At 70.9% G+C, this 16,506-nt stretch carries 14 protein-coding genes; 1 reads left to right on the top strand and 13 read right to left on the bottom strand.

The window, feature by feature from the left end:
- Positions 1-20 precede the first annotated feature (20 nt).
- From ACTWQR_RS18090 to ACTWQR_RS18080, 3 genes are all read right to left on the bottom strand, one after another.
- Positions 21-1,448, bottom strand: a complete 1,428-nt coding sequence (locus ACTWQR_RS18090; protein ID WP_443228114.1) for a PP2C family protein-serine/threonine phosphatase — start codon at positions 1,446-1,448, stop codon at positions 21-23.
- A gap of 371 nt (positions 1,449-1,819) precedes the next feature.
- On the bottom strand, positions 1,820-2,917 hold the full coding sequence (locus ACTWQR_RS18085; RefSeq protein WP_443228113.1) for a baeRF3 domain-containing protein: 1,098 nt from the start codon (positions 2,915-2,917) through the stop codon (positions 1,820-1,822).
- Between the two features lie 70 nt (positions 2,918-2,987).
- Positions 2,988-4,604, bottom strand: coding sequence for an alpha/beta hydrolase (locus tag ACTWQR_RS18080; protein ID WP_443228112.1), 1,617 nt, complete (start codon positions 4,602-4,604; stop codon positions 2,988-2,990).
- A 739-nt stretch (positions 4,605-5,343) separates the two neighbouring features.
- Here ACTWQR_RS18080 and ACTWQR_RS18075 point away from each other — a divergent pair.
- Complete coding sequence (locus ACTWQR_RS18075) at positions 5,344-6,129, top strand: DUF5995 family protein (protein ID WP_443228111.1); 786 nt, start codon at positions 5,344-5,346, stop codon at positions 6,127-6,129.
- 77 nt (positions 6,130-6,206) lie between these two features.
- Here ACTWQR_RS18075 and ACTWQR_RS18070 read toward each other — a convergent pair whose 3' ends face one another.
- The 10 genes from ACTWQR_RS18070 to ACTWQR_RS18025 form a co-directional block, all read right to left on the bottom strand.
- Positions 6,207-7,271 carry an acyltransferase family protein gene (locus ACTWQR_RS18070; RefSeq protein ID WP_443228110.1) on the bottom strand — a complete coding sequence of 355 codons (1,065 nt, stop codon included), beginning with the start codon at positions 7,269-7,271 and terminating at the stop codon, positions 6,207-6,209.
- Positions 7,272-7,686: 415 nt separating this feature from the next.
- Positions 7,687-8,169 carry a nucleoside deaminase gene (locus ACTWQR_RS18065; RefSeq protein ID WP_443228157.1) on the bottom strand — a complete coding sequence of 161 codons (483 nt, stop codon included), beginning with the start codon at positions 8,167-8,169 and terminating at the stop codon, positions 7,687-7,689.
- A 317-nt stretch (positions 8,170-8,486) separates the two neighbouring features.
- A complete protein-coding gene (locus ACTWQR_RS18060) occupies positions 8,487-9,683 on the bottom strand; it encodes an NAD(P)/FAD-dependent oxidoreductase (RefSeq protein WP_443228109.1) in 1,197 nt (398 codons plus the stop codon).
- 38 nt (positions 9,684-9,721) lie between these two features.
- Complete coding sequence (locus ACTWQR_RS18055; RefSeq protein ID WP_443228108.1) at positions 9,722-11,035, bottom strand: FMN-binding glutamate synthase family protein; 1,314 nt, start codon at positions 11,033-11,035, stop codon at positions 9,722-9,724.
- A gap of 13 nt (positions 11,036-11,048) precedes the next feature.
- Positions 11,049-11,732, bottom strand: coding sequence for a glutamate synthase (locus ACTWQR_RS18050; RefSeq protein WP_443228107.1), 684 nt, complete (start codon positions 11,730-11,732; stop codon positions 11,049-11,051).
- Positions 11,720-12,604, bottom strand: coding sequence for a glutamine amidotransferase (locus tag ACTWQR_RS18045; protein ID WP_443228106.1), 885 nt, complete (start codon positions 12,602-12,604; stop codon positions 11,720-11,722). The genes ACTWQR_RS18050 and ACTWQR_RS18045 overlap by 13 nt, the downstream gene beginning before the upstream one ends.
- A gap of 101 nt (positions 12,605-12,705) precedes the next feature.
- A complete protein-coding gene (glnT, locus tag ACTWQR_RS18040) occupies positions 12,706-14,025 on the bottom strand; it encodes a type III glutamate--ammonia ligase (protein ID WP_443228105.1) in 1,320 nt (439 codons plus the stop codon).
- On the bottom strand, positions 14,022-15,065 hold the full coding sequence (locus tag ACTWQR_RS18035) for a heme-dependent oxidative N-demethylase family protein (protein ID WP_443228104.1): 1,044 nt from the start codon (positions 15,063-15,065) through the stop codon (positions 14,022-14,024). Before ACTWQR_RS18035 ends, glnT begins: the two co-directional genes overlap by 4 nt.
- Positions 15,062-15,994, bottom strand: coding sequence for a PDR/VanB family oxidoreductase (locus ACTWQR_RS18030; RefSeq protein ID WP_443228103.1), 933 nt, complete (start codon positions 15,992-15,994; stop codon positions 15,062-15,064). The genes ACTWQR_RS18035 and ACTWQR_RS18030 overlap by 4 nt, the downstream gene beginning before the upstream one ends.
- Positions 15,991-16,506, bottom strand: a complete 516-nt coding sequence (locus ACTWQR_RS18025; RefSeq protein WP_443228102.1) for a dimethylamine monooxygenase subunit DmmA family protein — start codon at positions 16,504-16,506, stop codon at positions 15,991-15,993. The genes ACTWQR_RS18030 and ACTWQR_RS18025 overlap by 4 nt, the downstream gene beginning before the upstream one ends.

Below are 16,506 nucleotides of genomic sequence, written 5' to 3'. Positions count from 1 at the left end.
TCAGGTCGTAACCCTGGCTGTCAGGTGGTGACCCTGGCGACGAGTACGCAGGCGTCGTCCTCGCGTTCCGTGTCGCCGAACTCCTCCACGACCGTCCGTACGCAGTCCTGTGCGGCGCGGGCCTCGCCGAAGCGGGGGGCCAGGTCGAGGAGGCGGCTCACGGCCGCGGTGCCTCGGGGGACGAGTCCGTCGGTGTGCAGGAGGAGCAGGTCGCCCGGTTCGAGCGGCTCCTCGGCCTGTCCGTAGGCGGCACCCGAGGTGGCGCCGAGCAGGACGCCGTCCGGCGGCGGAAGAATGCGCCCCGTCCCGTTGCGGAACAGCAGGGGGGCGGGGTGTCCTGCCTGCGCCCACACCAGGGTCCGGGTCTCGGGCCGGTAGCGGCAGCACACGGCGCTGCCCAGGGCGGGCTGGACCGACGCGTCCAGTAACTGGTTGAGCAATGCCATGAGCCGGCCGGGCTCGGTTCCCGCCATGGCCATGCCGCGCACCGTGCCGAGCAGCATCGCCATGCCCGAGGTGACCGTGACGCCGTGGCCGGTGAGGTCGCCCACGCTCAACAGCGTTTCCCCGTCCGGCAGTTCGAGGGCGTCGTACCAGTTGCCGCCGATCAGCGCGCTCGTCGAGGACGGCAGATAACGGGCGGCCACGTCCAGCGTCTGCGGTCCCTGGTGCGGGAGTCGCAGGGAGCCACGCCACGGCGGCAGCACAGCCTCCTGCAACTCGACCGCGAGCCGGTGCTCGGTCTGCGCGAGATGCCGTTGGTGCTGCAGCGAGTCACGGGTCTCGCTGACGGTCCGCTGGCTGCGGCGCAGCTCGCTGACGTCCCTCAGCACCGCCCACATCGAGGCGGTGCTGCCGTCGGCGTCGAGCACGGGTTCGCCCATCATGTGCACCGTCCGCACACCGCCGTCGGGCCGGACGATGCGGAACTCCCCGTCGATCGGTTTGGCGTCGATGAGGCAGTCCGTCACCATCGCGGTCAGCCTCGGCCGGTCCTCGTCGAGCACCATGGAGGGCAGTTCGTCGAGGGTGAGCGGGGGAGCGGCGGGATCGCGGCCGAGGATCTGGTACAGCTCGCCGGACCAGCTCGCCTCGTCCGTCAACAGGTTCCACTCGGCGCTGCCTACCCGGCTGAGCAGCGAGCCCTGCCCGGATGCGGCGGGCACGGCTCGTACGCTGCGGGCGGCCGCCTCCTGCTCGACGGGCACGGGCGACGGGCCGTCCCGCAGTTGCGCCAAGTGCTCGTCGAGATCGCTGAGTTGATGTATCGCCAGATCGCACAGGGCGCGCTGCCAGCGTCCTTCCGGATCGCCGTCGTCGACCGGCGCGTCGCGCCGTACGGCGTCCACCTCGCCCCGCAGTCGGCGCGTCTGTGAAATGAGCGCGTCGACCGAGCCGCGCGAGGGCGGCTGGGCGGCCGGGTGGTCCGCCGAGAGATGGGACGGCATGACGTACTCCGATACAGGCACGGTACGACCAAGACTGAGGGAAGGACCGTTACGACTGTTGCACAGCCCGCGACGCGCTGTAAGGGATTTGGCAACACACGATGCGGTGGTGCCTCTGGCATATGTCGCAGTCCTCGCGGACGAGGTGGGTGGGCTGGATTCAGTACGCGGCCGGACTGGTCAAGTCGTAGACGAGGTCGGCGAGTTGAAGGGGATCGGGGTGGTGATGGGGCGCCTGTTCAAGCATACGTTCGGCGAGCGTGTGTGCGGTAGTTGGAGGCGTGCCCCGGGGGTTATGAGCGCCGCATGTATGTGCGGATGAATAAGGGCCTGGCGGGGTGGCGGATGAATTCTGGCGCGAGCCCGCGGGGTCAGTAGCGCAGCACTCCGGCAATGCCCTGGGCGTCACTCAGCGTGCCGTCGGGGACGAAGCGGACCTGTGCGCCGGTGTCGAGGCACTGTTCGACGATCTCGTCCACGATGTCGTCGCGCGCGTCGAGGTCGTCGCTCTCGGCCGGGACGAGATGATCGCCGACGTCGTCGCGCACGGTCACGCGGTAGTTCTCCTCGACGGCCAGCAGCCGGATGCGGCCGTCGGTCGCGTTCTGCCACACCTCGTCGACGCCCGCGGCGAAGGCCCGTCGGCCCCGGGCGGTTTCGAGCTCCCGCGTCACGGTGTCGACCTGCTTCCGGTCCTGGGCGGTGACCAGGGGACGAACCGCCTGCCACACGGCTTCGGGGCTGCCGTGCGCAAGGCCGCCGTGCGGGACGTGGACGCCGTCCTTGGTGACGGTGCCGATCTCGTCGAGGAAGGAGAGCGCGGCCTGTTCACCGGCCACGTACAGCGGTCGCGGGTCGGCACGCAGGACACGGGCGGCAGCGGTGTCGCCCTCCCGCAGGAAGTGGCGCGTCCGCTCGTCGCGGAAGGTGCTGGGCACGTCGCCGGTGCGTTCCTTGCGCTCGACGTCCGGGTCCTCGAGGCTTCGCGTCAGCGGGAACCCCGCCGCCTCGGCCTCGACGACATGTCCGGCGCCGCCGCTCCACAGGGAGATCCGGTCCGCGGAGACGGCCAGCACCCAGAACGGACGCTCGGCGGCCTGCGCGGCGACGAGATTGCGGGTCAGGAAGGTGTCCGAGAGGACGACGCGCTCCGGCACGGTCCGGGCCAGCGCCCATACCTGGTGCTCACCGGGCGCCGCGAAGATCGCGAGTCCGTCCTCGGTATGGGTCAGATCGACCTCCGCCAACGCCTGCTCCAGCTGCTCGACGACGTCCATCCGCCGCTCCCGGGTGACCCCTGGGTCGGCCTCCAGCTGCTTCCTCGCCTTGGCCAGCGCGTTCCGCAGCCGAAGGGGGTCCTGGGCCTTGTCCGGCTCGCGACGGTGCGTCGGCGTGAGTACCGAGACGGCCGGATAGGGCCGCGGTCGGCGCAGTTCGGTGAGTGTGGTGGGGCTGAGGGCATGCTCCATATATGCACCATATGACCGAATCGGCGGTCAGGCATTCGGAGGAATCGTCCGCCGTGACCTGCTAGGCGGCTCACTCCTCCGAGCCGCAGGAACTCCCGTCGGCCGGCAGTGAGCCGTACAGCAGGAAGGCCTCGGCCTTCCGGTGTACGCACTTCGAGGACACGTACCCCGTGTGGCCCTCGCCCTTGTTGTCGAGGACGACGGCCGACGAGCCGAGCCGTTCCGCGGTCTCCACGGTCCAGCGGTACGGCGTCGCCGGGTCGCCGCGGGTGCCGACGAGGAGCATCTTCGGGGTGTCGACGTCGTGTACGTCCTCGCGGATGTAGGTGGTGCCCTTGGGGCGGCCGTAGCACATCAGTACCTGCGTGAGCCGGTACCGGCCGAAGACCGGTGACGCCTCCTCGTACTCGGCGCGCAGCTTGTCGATGTCCTCGGTGACCTGGTCGGCCGTGGGGCGGTCGGGGTCGTCCGCGCAGTTGACGGCGATGAGCGCGGCCGGGAGGTTGTCGACCGGTATGTCGCCCTCGTCGACGAGCCCGCCGTCTCCGCGTGTCGCCCGGTCTCTGGATGTCGCGCTGCGGCGGGGCGTCGCGTCGCCTCCGGGCATGGCGTCGCCTCCGGGCACCGCGCTGCCGCCGGTGGAGAACCGCATGATGTCCCGGGTGTCGCCGTCCTGGACCAGTGAGCTGAGCGCGTGCGAGAGGGTCGGCCACAACTCCTTGCTGTAGAGGGCCTGCCCCATGGCGCCCACGAGGTCCTGGCCGGAGAACTGTTCGCCGAAGTCCGTCGGTATGGGGTTCTCGTCGAGCGAGTCGACCAGGTGGACCACCTCCTGCCGGGCCGAGCGCACGTCCTGACCGAACGCACAATTGATGTCCTCGGCACACCAGTCGAGGAAGTCCTCCAGCGCCGTCTGCTGGCCCTCGGCACCGGCGATGCCCTGTTCGCTGAGTGGCTCGGTGAGCGTGTCCACGCCGTCGAGCACGAACCGGCCGGTGTTCTTGGGGAATTGGGTCGCGTACACCGCGCCCAACCGCGTTCCGTACGAGAAGCCGAGGTAGTTGAGTTTCTTGTCGCCGAGGGCCTGACGCATCACGTCCAGGTCGCGCGAGGCGTTGACCGTGCCGATGTGGGGCAGTACGGGCCCGGAGTGCTTGGCGCACTCGGCGGCGGTCTTCCGCAACAGGTCGAGAGAGGCTCGCGGATCGTCGCTGCCGTCCGCCTCGGGGTCCGTCGGGTCCACGGCGTCGCCGGTGCCCTCCCCGCAGCTGACCGGTGAGCTTCTGCCGACGCCGCGCGGGTCGAAGGTCACCACGTCGTAGCCGTCCGTGAGCCCCATGAAGTCCTCGCCGCCGGTGGCCAGTTCGCTGACTCCCGGTCCGCCGGGTCCGCCGAAGTTCAGGAGCACCGAACCTCTGGATTTGCCCGTTGCCCTGACCCGGGCCATGGCCAGCTCGAGCGTCCCGTCGGCGGGTTTCGCATAGTCGAGAGGGACGGTCACCGTCCCGCACTCCAGGTCCCCAGGCGTGCCGTCGACCGCACAGCCGGACCACTTGATCTTCTGCTCGTAGAAGCGGGACAGGTCGGGTCGGTCGGTGGCCGCGGCGGTGACCGACGGCAGCCCGACTCCCAGCAGGGCCAGCGTCACGGCACCGGTGAGCACGCGGCGTTGGTGAGTGGACGGCATGGTTGGCCTCCTGGAACGCCCCGGCCCACGGCCGGGGATTCCCCTTCGATCACGATAAGGGGACGCCTCGGACCTCGCCTCTGGGCGAGCGAACCGACGGCGGAGGCCGTACTCTGCGCGCCCCGCTCCCCGGTCCCGGAGCGGACAGTCCGACAAGCGGGCCGCTCGATGGAGCGAAAGGCCGACGCCCGGAGAACTGCCGCGCCGGGCGGCCAAGTCCGCCGCCCGCAGCCGTCCGCACCGCCGAAGAGGCCGCCGTGGACGCCGCCGCCGTCCGTTCCCCCGCAGCCCGGGGCGTCTCTCGCCCACACCGGCACGGACCTGACGAGACCGACGGTCGCCGCGCTGTTCTGGCGCTTCCGGCCGGCTGTCGTACGCCGGTCCGTCCGAGCCAACGGGCGTGCGCTGACCTGAGTCCAAGGTCTTGCACGGCCCCGTTCCTCGCCAGGACAGGGACGCTGAATCGGCCCTGTAGCCGCGAGCCCCTGATTCCCAGGCGATTGGAACGTCCGAGGAGGGAAGACCTCATCGGGCACACCACCCGCTGGGGTCTCCCCGAGCTCCCGCCGCGCTGCTCCTGAGCCTTTCGTGGCCCGTGGAACGAGTGGGGCTCCCATCCCGGTTCCTGTAAGGCGGGCACCCTCTCTGGTGCGCGGTGGTAGGACGGGGCTGTGATCGGCACTGCGGACAGCAGCCAGAGCGCGGGGCCGAACGAGGGGACTGCGAGAGGGAGTTGGGCATGGCGGCAGAGAACATCGACGATGTGGTGGACGGGCTCGCCGGGATCGTGCGGGAGGCGGGCCGAGCCGGTGACCGGGTCGGGTACTTCGCGGCGCTGTACCGACAGGTGACCGTTGAGGTCCGCACGGCCATTTACGGTGGGCTGTTCGACGACGGCGCCCGAATGGACCGTTTCGACACGCACTTCGGCAACCGCTACTTCGAGGCTCACGACGCCTGGCGTCGTGACCGGAGCGGGCCGCGTTGTTGGCGTGAGGCGTTCGGGCTGCTCGACGATGCCGACACCATCATCGTCCAGCACCTGATACTCGGCGTGAACGCGCACATCAACCTCGACCTGGCCATCGCCGCCGCGCGGACCAGCCCAGGCGAGGCCATCCACGCGTTGCGGCACGACTTTCTGCTGATCAACGACATCCTGGCGCGGGTGGTGCTGGTCGTGCAGGACTCGATCGGCGCCCTGTCGCCATTCATGTCGCTGCTGGATCAGATCGGAGCCCGCACCGACGAGCGGATCCTCGACTTCAGTGTCCGTCAGTCCCGCGAGGAGGCGTGGTACAACGCGGTCCTGCTTGCCGGCCAGAACGAAGGCGAGCGCGAGACCACCATCAAGCGGCTCGACATCCGGGCCGCCGTGCTCGCCCGGTTGATAGCGCGACCAGGCGGCCTCGTCCGGCCGGCCCTGCAGCTGATCGGGAGCACCGAGAGTGATGACGTGCCGGCCGTCATCACTCATCTGGACAACGCCATGGAGCGACCCTCCGCCCGGCAGGGGACTGGCTGAGGCCGGGCGGATCGACCGTCGGGGACGACTCTCATGCCGGCGCCCCGGGGGACCGCGGTCCCCCGGGGCGCCTGCGGTCACGTGCGACGGCTGAACATCCATGACATGCGCGGCTCGACGACGAACCGGAACACGGAGCGGACCGGGCCCGAGCACAGCACGGTGATGAGCCCTACGGCGGCTGCCGTGACGGCCAGTTCGCCGAGCGGGGTGTGCAGCCAGGGGTGGTCGTACCAGCCCCAGAAGCGGGACGCCTTGATGATGAAACCGTGCAGCAGATAGCCGTACATCGTCCCCGCGCCCAGAGCCGTGAACCACAGCCGGCGTCCCGGCACCCACGCCAGGAAGCAGGCCGTCAGGACGAGCGCGAGGCCGAACAGCGCGGGCGTGGTGAACAGCCCGACCCACTCCGGCACGCCCCGGCCCGCGACGCTGCCCCGACGATAGAACCACCCGGTGTCGAACCAGGGCGCCACCGCGTACGCCGTCCCCAGCGCGACCGCGCCCACCGGCAGCGCGAGCAGCCGTACGCGCCGCGTGCGCAGCCGCTCGAAGTGCTCGGCCCGCAGTGTCAGTCCGAGCACGAAGAACGGCAGGAATCCCAGGGTCCGTTGGATCGAGATGTCTCCGCCCAGATCCGGTGAGACCGCGGCCAGCACGGCGAAGCCCATCGCGACCGGCACCGGGTGGCGCAGTGCCAGCCAGATCGGGGTGGTCAGCCGCCAGATGAAGAGCGCGACCAGGAACCACATCACGTACCAGGGGTCCAGCAGGCTGAACGGATAGCTCGGATCGTCCTGCGCCCAGCGGTAGAAGAGCGTGTAGGCGATCTCGAAGACGAGGTACGGCACGACGACGCCCGTCAGTAACCGGCGCACCCTCCCCGGCGCCATGTCGAAACTCCGGGAGAAGTACCCGGAGATGAGCGCGAACGCCGGCATGTGGAAGGCGTAGACGGTCAGATACGCCGCCGTCGCGGCCCTGCCCCCATGGGTGAGCGGCTCCCAGGCGTGACCGCAGACCACCAGCACGATGGTGAGGTACTTCGCGTTGTCGAAGTACGGGTCCCGGGCCGCGGCCGCCGGCTTCGCCGGTCTCTCCGGCGTGCGTTCCGGCAGCACTGCGGTCGCGGGGGCTGGCAAGTCTTGCGGCACCACGTCTCCAGACCTCGAGTCGATGAGCGGACTCCATCCGCCTGCCCTGAGCGGACGCCATCCGCCTGCCCAGTCCCATACGGCTCACTCGTCCCGGACGTTCACGCCCGCGCGGCCACCCGGTCGAAGGCCGCCTCCAGGGATCCCAAGAGCCGGTCCGGCTGGGATTGCCGCTGTTCACAGACGTGCCGTTGGCCACCCGCGTCCATCCGGACTCGACCAATCCGCGCACGTCGGGCCGCCAGCTCGCCGAGGTGGCCGCCGGCGAACCGGCCGCTCCGTCCGGGAGCTGTCTCGACCGCGGCCGGCCCGTCCCTCCGCACCGGCATCACACGACCCCGCCCGTGAGGCCGAGCTCTGGGAGGTGGCGGAACGGCTGGTGGCCGCCTCCGCCAGGGGGGACTCAGTCCTCCGCGCGATGGAAGCGCCGCTGCAGGGCGCGTACGTCGTCGGCCAGGCCCGGGATCGGTCCTTCCACGACCACTCCGGGTGCGATGTCCTGGATCGGCAGGGTCCGTACCGGGGGAGCGGGAACTCCCAACTCGGCCAGCCAGGACATCAGTTGCTCGGACGAGACCACGTACACGATGCGGCCGAGTCCCACCCAGCCGTGCGCGGCCGCGCACATCGGGCAGTGCTCGCCGGAGGTGTAGACCGTCGCAGCGGCCCGCTCCTCGGGCGTCAGGTGCGCCGCCGACCAGCGCGCGAGCTCGAACTCCGGGTGGCGGGTGCGGTCGCCTGAGGCCACCCGGTTGTGGTCCTCGGCCAGCACCGTGCCGTCCGCCCCCACCAGCACCGAACCGAACGGTTCGTCGCCGGCTTCCAGCGCTTCCGTCGCCAACTCCACACAGCGGCGCAGATGCTTCAGTTCGACGTCACTCACCATGCCGTTCCCGCCCTCCAGTTGACATCGGATCGACCCTAGGCACGTCTGGTCGGTCCGTGGGGCGCCGCGCCGGAAGGCGCGGCGGCGTCCCGCCGGAAGCACCTGGGTCAGTACGGCGGTGAAGGCGACCGTGGACAGAGCGAACAGCCCCGACAGAGGTAAGCCGGGCTCGGCGGAAGGGGGCGTGCCGGGGCCGTCTGCGATCGATGCGGTCGTCTCGCGGCCATGCCGGAACATTCACATCGGTGTGAAGGCAAGTCTGCACCGCCAGAAAAGGGCACCGCGAGAAGAGGGCACTTCCAGACAAGAGCCGGACGTCAGCGCATCTCACCAGCTCCGACATACGGATGCGGACTGGCGAGCGGTCTGCCCTCGGCGAACCGGTCGAGGGAGAAGTCGGCGGCAGGTACCGCCGGGTCGCGGGAGTCGCCGAACTGGACCAGGTCGGCGACCAGTTCGCCCACGGCCGGCGAGATCTTGAAGCCGTGCCCGCTGAAGCCGGCGGCGACGACCAGACCCTCGACGCCCACCGGGCCGATGACGGGGTTGTAGTCGGGCGTGATGTCGTAGCAGCCCGCGTACGTGCTCGCGATCGCGGCATCCGGCAGCCCGGGGAGCCGATGGACCAGTTTCTCGACGGCCGTCTCCAGGAAGGCGGGGTCGGCCCGGTCGGCGTACCGGTCGGGGTCGGCGGGCTCGGGGCGGCTGAGGTCACTGTTGCCGAAGAGGAGTTCACCGGAGGTCTCGGCCCGGATGTACTGGAGGGAGACCAGGTCGGAGAAGACCGGGACCTTGGCGACGTCCACGCCCGCTCCCGGCGAGATCAGCACGATCTGTTCGCGGTGCACCGTTATGGGGAGGTCGATGCCCAGGGGAGCGAGGAGAGCCACCGACCAGGGGCCCGCCGCCACGACGACCGAGCGGGTGGATATCCGCTCCCCGCCGGCCAGCTGGACGCCGCTGACCCCCTTGGCGTCGGTGAGGAGTGACGCGACCGGTGTGCCCTGCCGGATGCGGGCGCCGTCGCGGCGGGCGCACGCGGCGAAGGCCTGGGCGGTGAGGTACCCGTCGCCGTAGCCGCCGCGCGGCTCCCAGCCGAAGGCCGCGAAGTCGTCGAGGAAGGCGGTGGGCCACAGCTCCGCCACCTCCTCCCGGGAGACGGTGCCGGTCTCGATGCCGAGGGCGCGCTGGGCGTCGAGGTTGGCGCGTAGCGCGTCGACGTTCTGCTCGCCGACCCCGACGACGTACCCGGTCTGGTGGAAGCCGATGTCGGTGCCGAGGACGTCGGCGGCGTTCTCGAAGAGGGCGAGGCCCTTCCAGGCCATGGCGGCCAGCGAGCCCACGCCGTAGTGGCAGCGGACGATGCCGCTGGACTTGCCGGTGCCGCCGGAGCCGATGGTGTCGCGCTCGCAGACGACGACGTCGGTGACCCCGCGCCGGGCCAGCGCCCAGGCCGTGGCCGCTCCCTCGATCCCGCCGCCGACGATGACGACGTCCGCCGTGCCAGTGGGCACCGCTCGCTCCCCGGAGCTCACCGCCCGCTCCTCGGGGTTCACTGCCCGTTCCCCGGGATCCAGGAGGTGCCGGCCAGCGGCACCCGGGCCATCGCGGCGGCCTCGATGGTCAGCGCCACCAGGTCCTCGGGTTCGAGGTTGCGCAGATGGGCCTTGCCGCAGGCGCGGGCCAGGGTCTGGGCCTCCATGGTCAGCACTCGGAGATAGTTGGCGATGCGGCGGCCGCCCTCGACCGGGTCGAGGCGGTTGGCGAGTTGCGGGTCCTGGGTGGTGATGCCGGCCGGGTCGCGGCCGTCCTGGAAGTCGTCGTAGAACCCGGCGGCGGAGCCCAGCCGCTCGTACTCGGCGGCGTGCCGCGGGTGGTTGTCGCCGAGCGCGATCAGGGCGGCCGTGCCGATGGCGACGGCGTCCGCGCCGAGCGCCATCGCCTTGGCGACATCGGCGCCCGTGCGGATGCCCCCGGAGACGATCAGCTGGACCTTGCGGTGCAGGCCCAACTCCTGGAGCGCTTGGACGGCCTGGGGGATCGCGGCCAGCGTCGGGATGCCGACGTGCTCGATGAACACGTCCTGGGTGGCGGCCGTGCCACCCTGCATCCCGTCGACCACGACCACGTCCGCGCCGGCCGCGACCGCGAGCTTCACGTCGTAGTACGTGCGCGTCGCACCGACCTTGATGTAGACGGGCTTCTCCCAGTCGGTGATCTCGCGCAGTTCGAGGATCTTGATGGCGAGGTCGTCGGGACCCGTCCAGTCGGGGTGGCGGCAGGCGCTGCGCTGGTCGATGCCGGGCGGCAGGGTGCGCATGCCGGCGACCCGGTCGCTGATCTTCTGGCCCAGCAGCATGCCGCCGCCGCCCGGCTTGGCGCCCTGGCCGAGGACGATCTCGATCGCGTCGGCCTTGCGGAGGTCCTCGGGGTTCATGCCGTAGCGCGACGGCAGGTACTGGTACACGAGGTGCTTGGACTGGCCGCGCTCCTCGGGCGTCATGCCGCCGTCGCCGGTCGTGGTGGAGGTGCCGACCTCACTGGCACCGCGTCCCAACGCCTCCTTGGCCTGAGCCGACAGGGCACCGAAGCTCATGCCTGCGATGGTGACGGGGATGTCCAGGTGGAGCGGGAACGCGGCGTGCCGGTCGCCGAGGACGACATCCGTCCCGCAGCGCTCGCGGTAACCCTCCAGCGGATAGCGGGACATGCTCGCGCCGAGGAAGAGCAGGTCGTCGAAGTGCGGCAGCGGGCGCTTGGCGCCCCAGCCGCGGATGTCGTAGACACCGGTCTCGGCGGCGCGCTGGATGGCGGCGATGGTGCCCCGGTCGAAGGTCGCGGACTCGCGCAGGTGAGCAGTGGACATGACGGCAACCTCCTCAGTACGCGGCCGAGTTGCCGGCGGCGAAGTGGTAGAGCGTGCGGGCGGAGCCGTAGCGGCGGAACTCGGACGGGTCGTGGGCGAGGCCCGCCGACGCGAGCAACTCGCCCACCTCGGCGAGGTGTTCGGGCCGCATCTCCTTCTCGACGCAGTCCGCGCCGAGGGAGGCCACCTGGCCGCGTACGTACAGCCGGGCCTCGTAGATCGAGTCACCGAGCGCCTCGCCCGCGTCCCCGCATACGACGAGCCGTCCGGCCTGTGCCATGAAGGCGCTCATCGGGCCGATGTCGCCGCCGACGACGATGTCCACGCCCTTCATGGAGATCCCGCAGCGCATCGACGCGCTGCCCTCGATGACGATGAGCCCGCCATGGGCGGTGGCGCCCGCCGACTGGGAGGCGTCCCCGGTGACCCGTACGGTCCCGGACATCATGTTCTCGGCGAGGCCGGTTCCCGCGCTGCCGTGGACGGTGACGGTGCCGCCGTCGTTCATGCCGGCGCAGTAGTAGCCCACATGCCCTCGGATGTCGACGGTCACCGGATGGTGCAGACCGACGGCGACGGCGTGTTTGCCCTGCGGGTTGAGCACCTCCACGGCCTCCACCGACCCCGTGTGGAGCTTGGCGTTGAGGTCGCGTACGGGGCTGGTGGCCAGATCGATGCGGGACGTCAGCGGTGCCATGCGTAGACCCTCTCCGGCTCGGGCTCGTAGATCCGTGCCTCGTCGATGCCCGGCAGCACGGCCAGGGCGCGGAACTCCGAGGCCATCGCCACCCACGCGCCCGTCTCGGCGATGATCGCGGGCTTGCAGGCGATGGCGTCGCGGACCACGGCGAAGCCGTCGCCGTTGGTGACCAGGAGGGTGTAGAACCCGTCGAAGCGCTCACACAGGGCACGCAGCGCCTTCTCCAGGTCCTCGCCCTGAGCGAGCCGGGAGGCGACGAAACGGGCGCCCACCTCGGAGTCGTTCTCGCTGTCGAACAGCACGCCCTCGGCGGCCAGTTCGCGGCGGATCGTGGCGTGGTTCGCGAACGAACCGTTGTGGACGAGGCACTGGTCCTCGCCGACGGAGAAGGGGTGGCAGCCCTCCGGGGTGACGGCCGACTCGGTCGCCATCCGGGTGTGCGCCAGGCCCTGCCAGCCCTGCGCGTTCACCAGGTCGTACGTCGCGGCCAGGTCACGCGGATGGCCGGTCCCCTTGTAGACGGTCAGCTCGGTACCGGTGCCGACGATCCGGACGCCGGGCGCGGCCTCACGTACCGTCGTGGCCAGCGCGTCCGGTGCGAGCGGCGCGGCGACGACCGTGGTGTCACCGGCGGCCGTGACCAGCACCTCGGGCACTGCCTGCGCCAGGGTGTGAGCGAGTTCCTCGGGTGCGCCGAGGACGGACACAGCGGCGTATCCCTCCGGGCAGCGGCGCCGGTCGCCGTAGACCGCGACTCCGGCCGAGTCGGGGCCGCGCTCGACGACCTGGCCCAGCATCGCGTCGAGCAGGGTGCCGAGCCGCGGATACAGCTCGGGGTCACGCAGATGGAGCCCTACGATCCCGCACATGGGTGCAACTCCCTTCCACAGGGGGGTCTTTCAGGATGTGGTTCGGAAGGTGATTCGGTCGCGGCGGTGAGGTGTCGGACCGCTACCGATACTCGAGCGCGTCAGAACGCGGTCAGATAGCGGTCGATCTCCCACGAGCCGACCGTGTTGTGCCAGGCGAAGAACTCCTCGCGCTTGAGCGCGGCGAAGTAGTCGCACACCCCGGCGCCCGCCGCGTCCAGCGCCCCGCTCACCACGGGGTCGTCGGCCAGTGCGTCCACCGCGTGCAGCAGCGTCAGCGGCAGCTCGGGGCGCTTGGGACCGTCCGCGCCCGGCGCACCTGGGTCCAGCGCCCGACCGATCCCGTCGAGCCCGGCCGCCAGGGCGGCCGCGAGTGCCAGATACGGGTTGGCGGATCCGTCACCGCCGCGCAGCTCGATGCGGTTCCCGTCGGGGACCCGCACGAAGTGCGTACGGTCGTTGCCGCCGTACGACGCCCGCCGCGGCGACCAAGTTGCGCCCGAGCGCGTCGACACCGCACCCGTCCGCTTGTACGAGTTCACGGTCGGCGCGAGCACGGCCTGCATACCGGGCGCGTGCTCCAGCACCCCAGCCAGGAAGGAGTACGCCAACTCGGAGAGTCCCAGGGCCCGTTCGTCACCGTCGGCCGGGAAGAGGGCGGTCGAGCCGTTCCACAGCGACAGGTGCAGATGCATGCCGCTGCCGGTCCGGTCGGTGAACGGCTTCGGCATGAAGGTGGCGGTCATGCCGCGCTGCTCGGCGAGCATGGAGATCAGATAGCGCGCGGTGATCACCCGGTCGGCCGTGGTCAGTGCGTCCGCGTAGGCGAAGTTCTGCTCGAACTGGCCGTTGCCGTCCTCATGGTCGTTGGCGTAGTTGCCCCAGCCCAGTGCGTTCATGGCCGTCGAGACCGCGGTGAGGTGCTCGTACATCCGGGTCACGCCGCGCGCGTCGTAACAGGGCTGGGCGCCGGTGTCCTTCGTGTCGGAGGGAGCGATCCGTCCCTCGGCGTCCCGCGAGACGAGGAAGTACTCCACCTCCGCCCCCGCGTACAGCTCCAGTTCCTGCTCCCGCGCCCGCTCGATCAGCTTCTTGAGGATCACCCGGGGCGCGTACGGCCACGGCGTCCCCTCGACGTGCGGGTCGCAGTGGACCAGCGCCAGGCCCTCGCGAACCCAGGGGATGGGGGTGTACGAGTCCAGGTCGGGGATCGCGATCAGGTCCGGGTCACTGGGCTGCTGGCCGATGGCGCCGACCGCGTATCCGGCGAACCCGACGCCCTCGTACTGGAGTTCGTCGGCGGCCTCGACGGGGACGAGCTTGGCGCAGGGCTTGCCCGTCAGGTCGACGAACAGCGCGAGCAGGAACTTCACCCCGTCGGCGCGGGCACGGGAGGCGAGGTCTGCGGCGTCGGCGGTCATGAGGGCTCCAGGGAGTGGGGCGGTACGAAGGAGGTCGAGGAGGTGGTCGGGGACAGCAGCCAGTCCGCCGCGCGACTGCGGAAACGGGTCAGGCCCTTGTAGTCGGCCATGTCGTCGGGCAGTTCGGTCAGCACCCGCCCGAACCGGGCCCGCCAGGCCGGCACCTGTGCCAGCTCGGCCAGCGACACCATGTAGGTGCGGATGAGGAACATCACGGCCCCGGACGCGCCGAGCCGGATCAGATGCTGGACCTCGACGCGCAGCTGAAGCCGCTCGGCGAGTTCGGCGGACGGCGCCTCGCCGGCCAGCCGGCGGTCCCTGCCCCACTCGGGATAGACCTCGGTGGACTGGTCGAGCCGACGCCCCACGGACATGGTCCAGTTCGTACGCCGGTACTCCTGGCCGGGTTCGAGCCGCATCAGGAAGCGTTCGGCCCGCGAGATGATCCCCTCCTCGTGCACGCGCGGCACCGGGCCGTGCACCTCGAGGAAACGCATCCCGACGTCGAAGCGCATCGACCAGTCGGCGGCGAAGGTGACCAGACCGGCATCGGCCCACAGGGAGCCCTCACGCTGGTCGAGCAGCACGATGTCGTCCTGGATCTGACTGCCGAGGAAGCCGAGCGGTCCGCCGGGCAGCGAGGCGTCCTCGCCGTCCGTGAACCTCTGCTCGATGCCGAGGAGGTCATTGCGCCAGACGTAGCTGCCGCCCCCCGTGCCGCCGTCCTCCTGCCGCAGCTCCATAGCGTCGGGGTACTGCGCCGCCAACTCACGCAGGAGTGTGTGCAGCGCGTCCCAGCAGGCCGGGCGCATGTGCGGCAGCACGGTCAGACGGGTCGGGTCCGCGGCCAGGATCCGCTGGCGCTGGGCGAGTTCGTCCGCGTACTCGTCATCGATGTCGAGGATCCAGGCGCCCCACTCACCGGCCTCCGTCAGCACCGGCAACCGTGCGGGTTCGACATTGGTGGAGTAGCGGTAGGCGTCCGCGCGGAACGGGAAGGGGAAGCCGGCGATCCGTGTCGGGAGTGCGGTGACCGTCACAGGTCCACCTCCAGATGCTCGGTCTCGCTGCGGGACACGCAGCACATGACGCTGTCGCCCGCCGCGCGTTCGTCCTCGGACAGGTATTCGTCGCGGTGCAGCGGTCGCCCGGCGAGCACCGGTACCCGGCACTCCCCGCAGACGCCCTGCCTGCACATGTTCGGCACCGGGACCCCGGCCCGCTCCAGCGCGTCGAGCAGACTCGTGTCCGACGCCACCGGGACGTTCCGGCCCGAGCGCCGCAAGCGCGCCGTGAACGGCCGCCCCGGAGCCGGATCGGCCGGCGTGAACCGCTCCAGATGCAGCCGCTGCGCCGGCCACCCGGCGGCCCGCGCCTCCTCCGTCACCCGGTCCATCAGAGGGCCCGGCCCGCACACATACAGATGGGTGCCGATCGGCTGCGACACCAGTGCCTCGCCAAGCATGGAGCCGAACTCGCCGCCGCGGACTGTCCGCTGCAGTCTCCCGCCGAGCAGCTCCGTCAGCTCGTCGACGTACGCCCCCGCCCCGGTCCGGTGCACATACAGCATCCGTACGTCCCGTCCCCAGCGGACCGCGTCCCGTGCGTGGCTCAGCATGGGCGTCACCCCGATGCCCCCGGCGACCAGCAGATGTCGCCGGGCGGTCGCCACCGGAGCGAAGGCGCTGCGCGGACCGGTCACCGTCACCCGGCCGCCGGCCCGGAAGCCGTGCATGTGCTCCGAACCGCCCCTCCCGTCGGGCCGCCGGAGCACGGCGACGGTGTATTCGTACGGCCTGATCCCGCTGCTGGTGAGCGAGTAGGCGTTGCGGCGCTGTCCGCAGTCGACGACCAGGTGGCTGCCCGGCGGATGCCCGGGCAGCGGACCGCCGTCGGAGCGGACCAGCGCCAACTCCCTTGTGCCTTCGGCGATCTCGGTGCTGCGCCGCACGACCAGTTCGAGCGTCATGGCACCTCCTCCGCATCGGTCATGAATCCCAGGTGAGCGGCGTGCAGCCGTGACACGTGGTGGTAGACGAACAGCGAGCGCCCGCAGCCCGCGCAGGCGGCCTCCGCGCCGAGTGCCACCTCGGCGGTGGTCTTCGTCTCGCAGTGCGCGCACCACACCCGGCGGTGCGCCGAGTCCGTGACCATCACCGTGATCTCGGCGTCGAGGACCCCGCCGCGTACCGCCTCGGAGTACGCGGCCAGCACCTCGGACTGCGGCCCGGCGAGCAGCAGCCGCCACCCGACGGTGGCGGTCGCGATCTGCTCGCGGAGCCCGGTGAGACAGTCGGCGTCGGCCTGCTCGCCGTGCCGGGACCACACCGGGCGTTCCAGGGTTTCCAGCGCGCTCCGCCAGGCCGACGCGAGCACCGAGGCGGCGGATCCGAAGGTCAGTACGGCGTAGGAGCGGCCGGTACGGTCCAGTTCCGGCGCGACCGTCGGCCAGCGGGGCACGCTGGTGTGCGAGGCGCCCAT

Source organism: Streptomyces sp. 2A115, from assembly GCF_052245575.1.
Classification (GTDB): domain Bacteria; phylum Actinomycetota; class Actinomycetes; order Streptomycetales; family Streptomycetaceae; genus Streptomyces.
The sequence above is the reverse complement of the archived record's forward strand: the minus strand, read 5'-3'. Positions and strand labels throughout refer to the sequence as shown.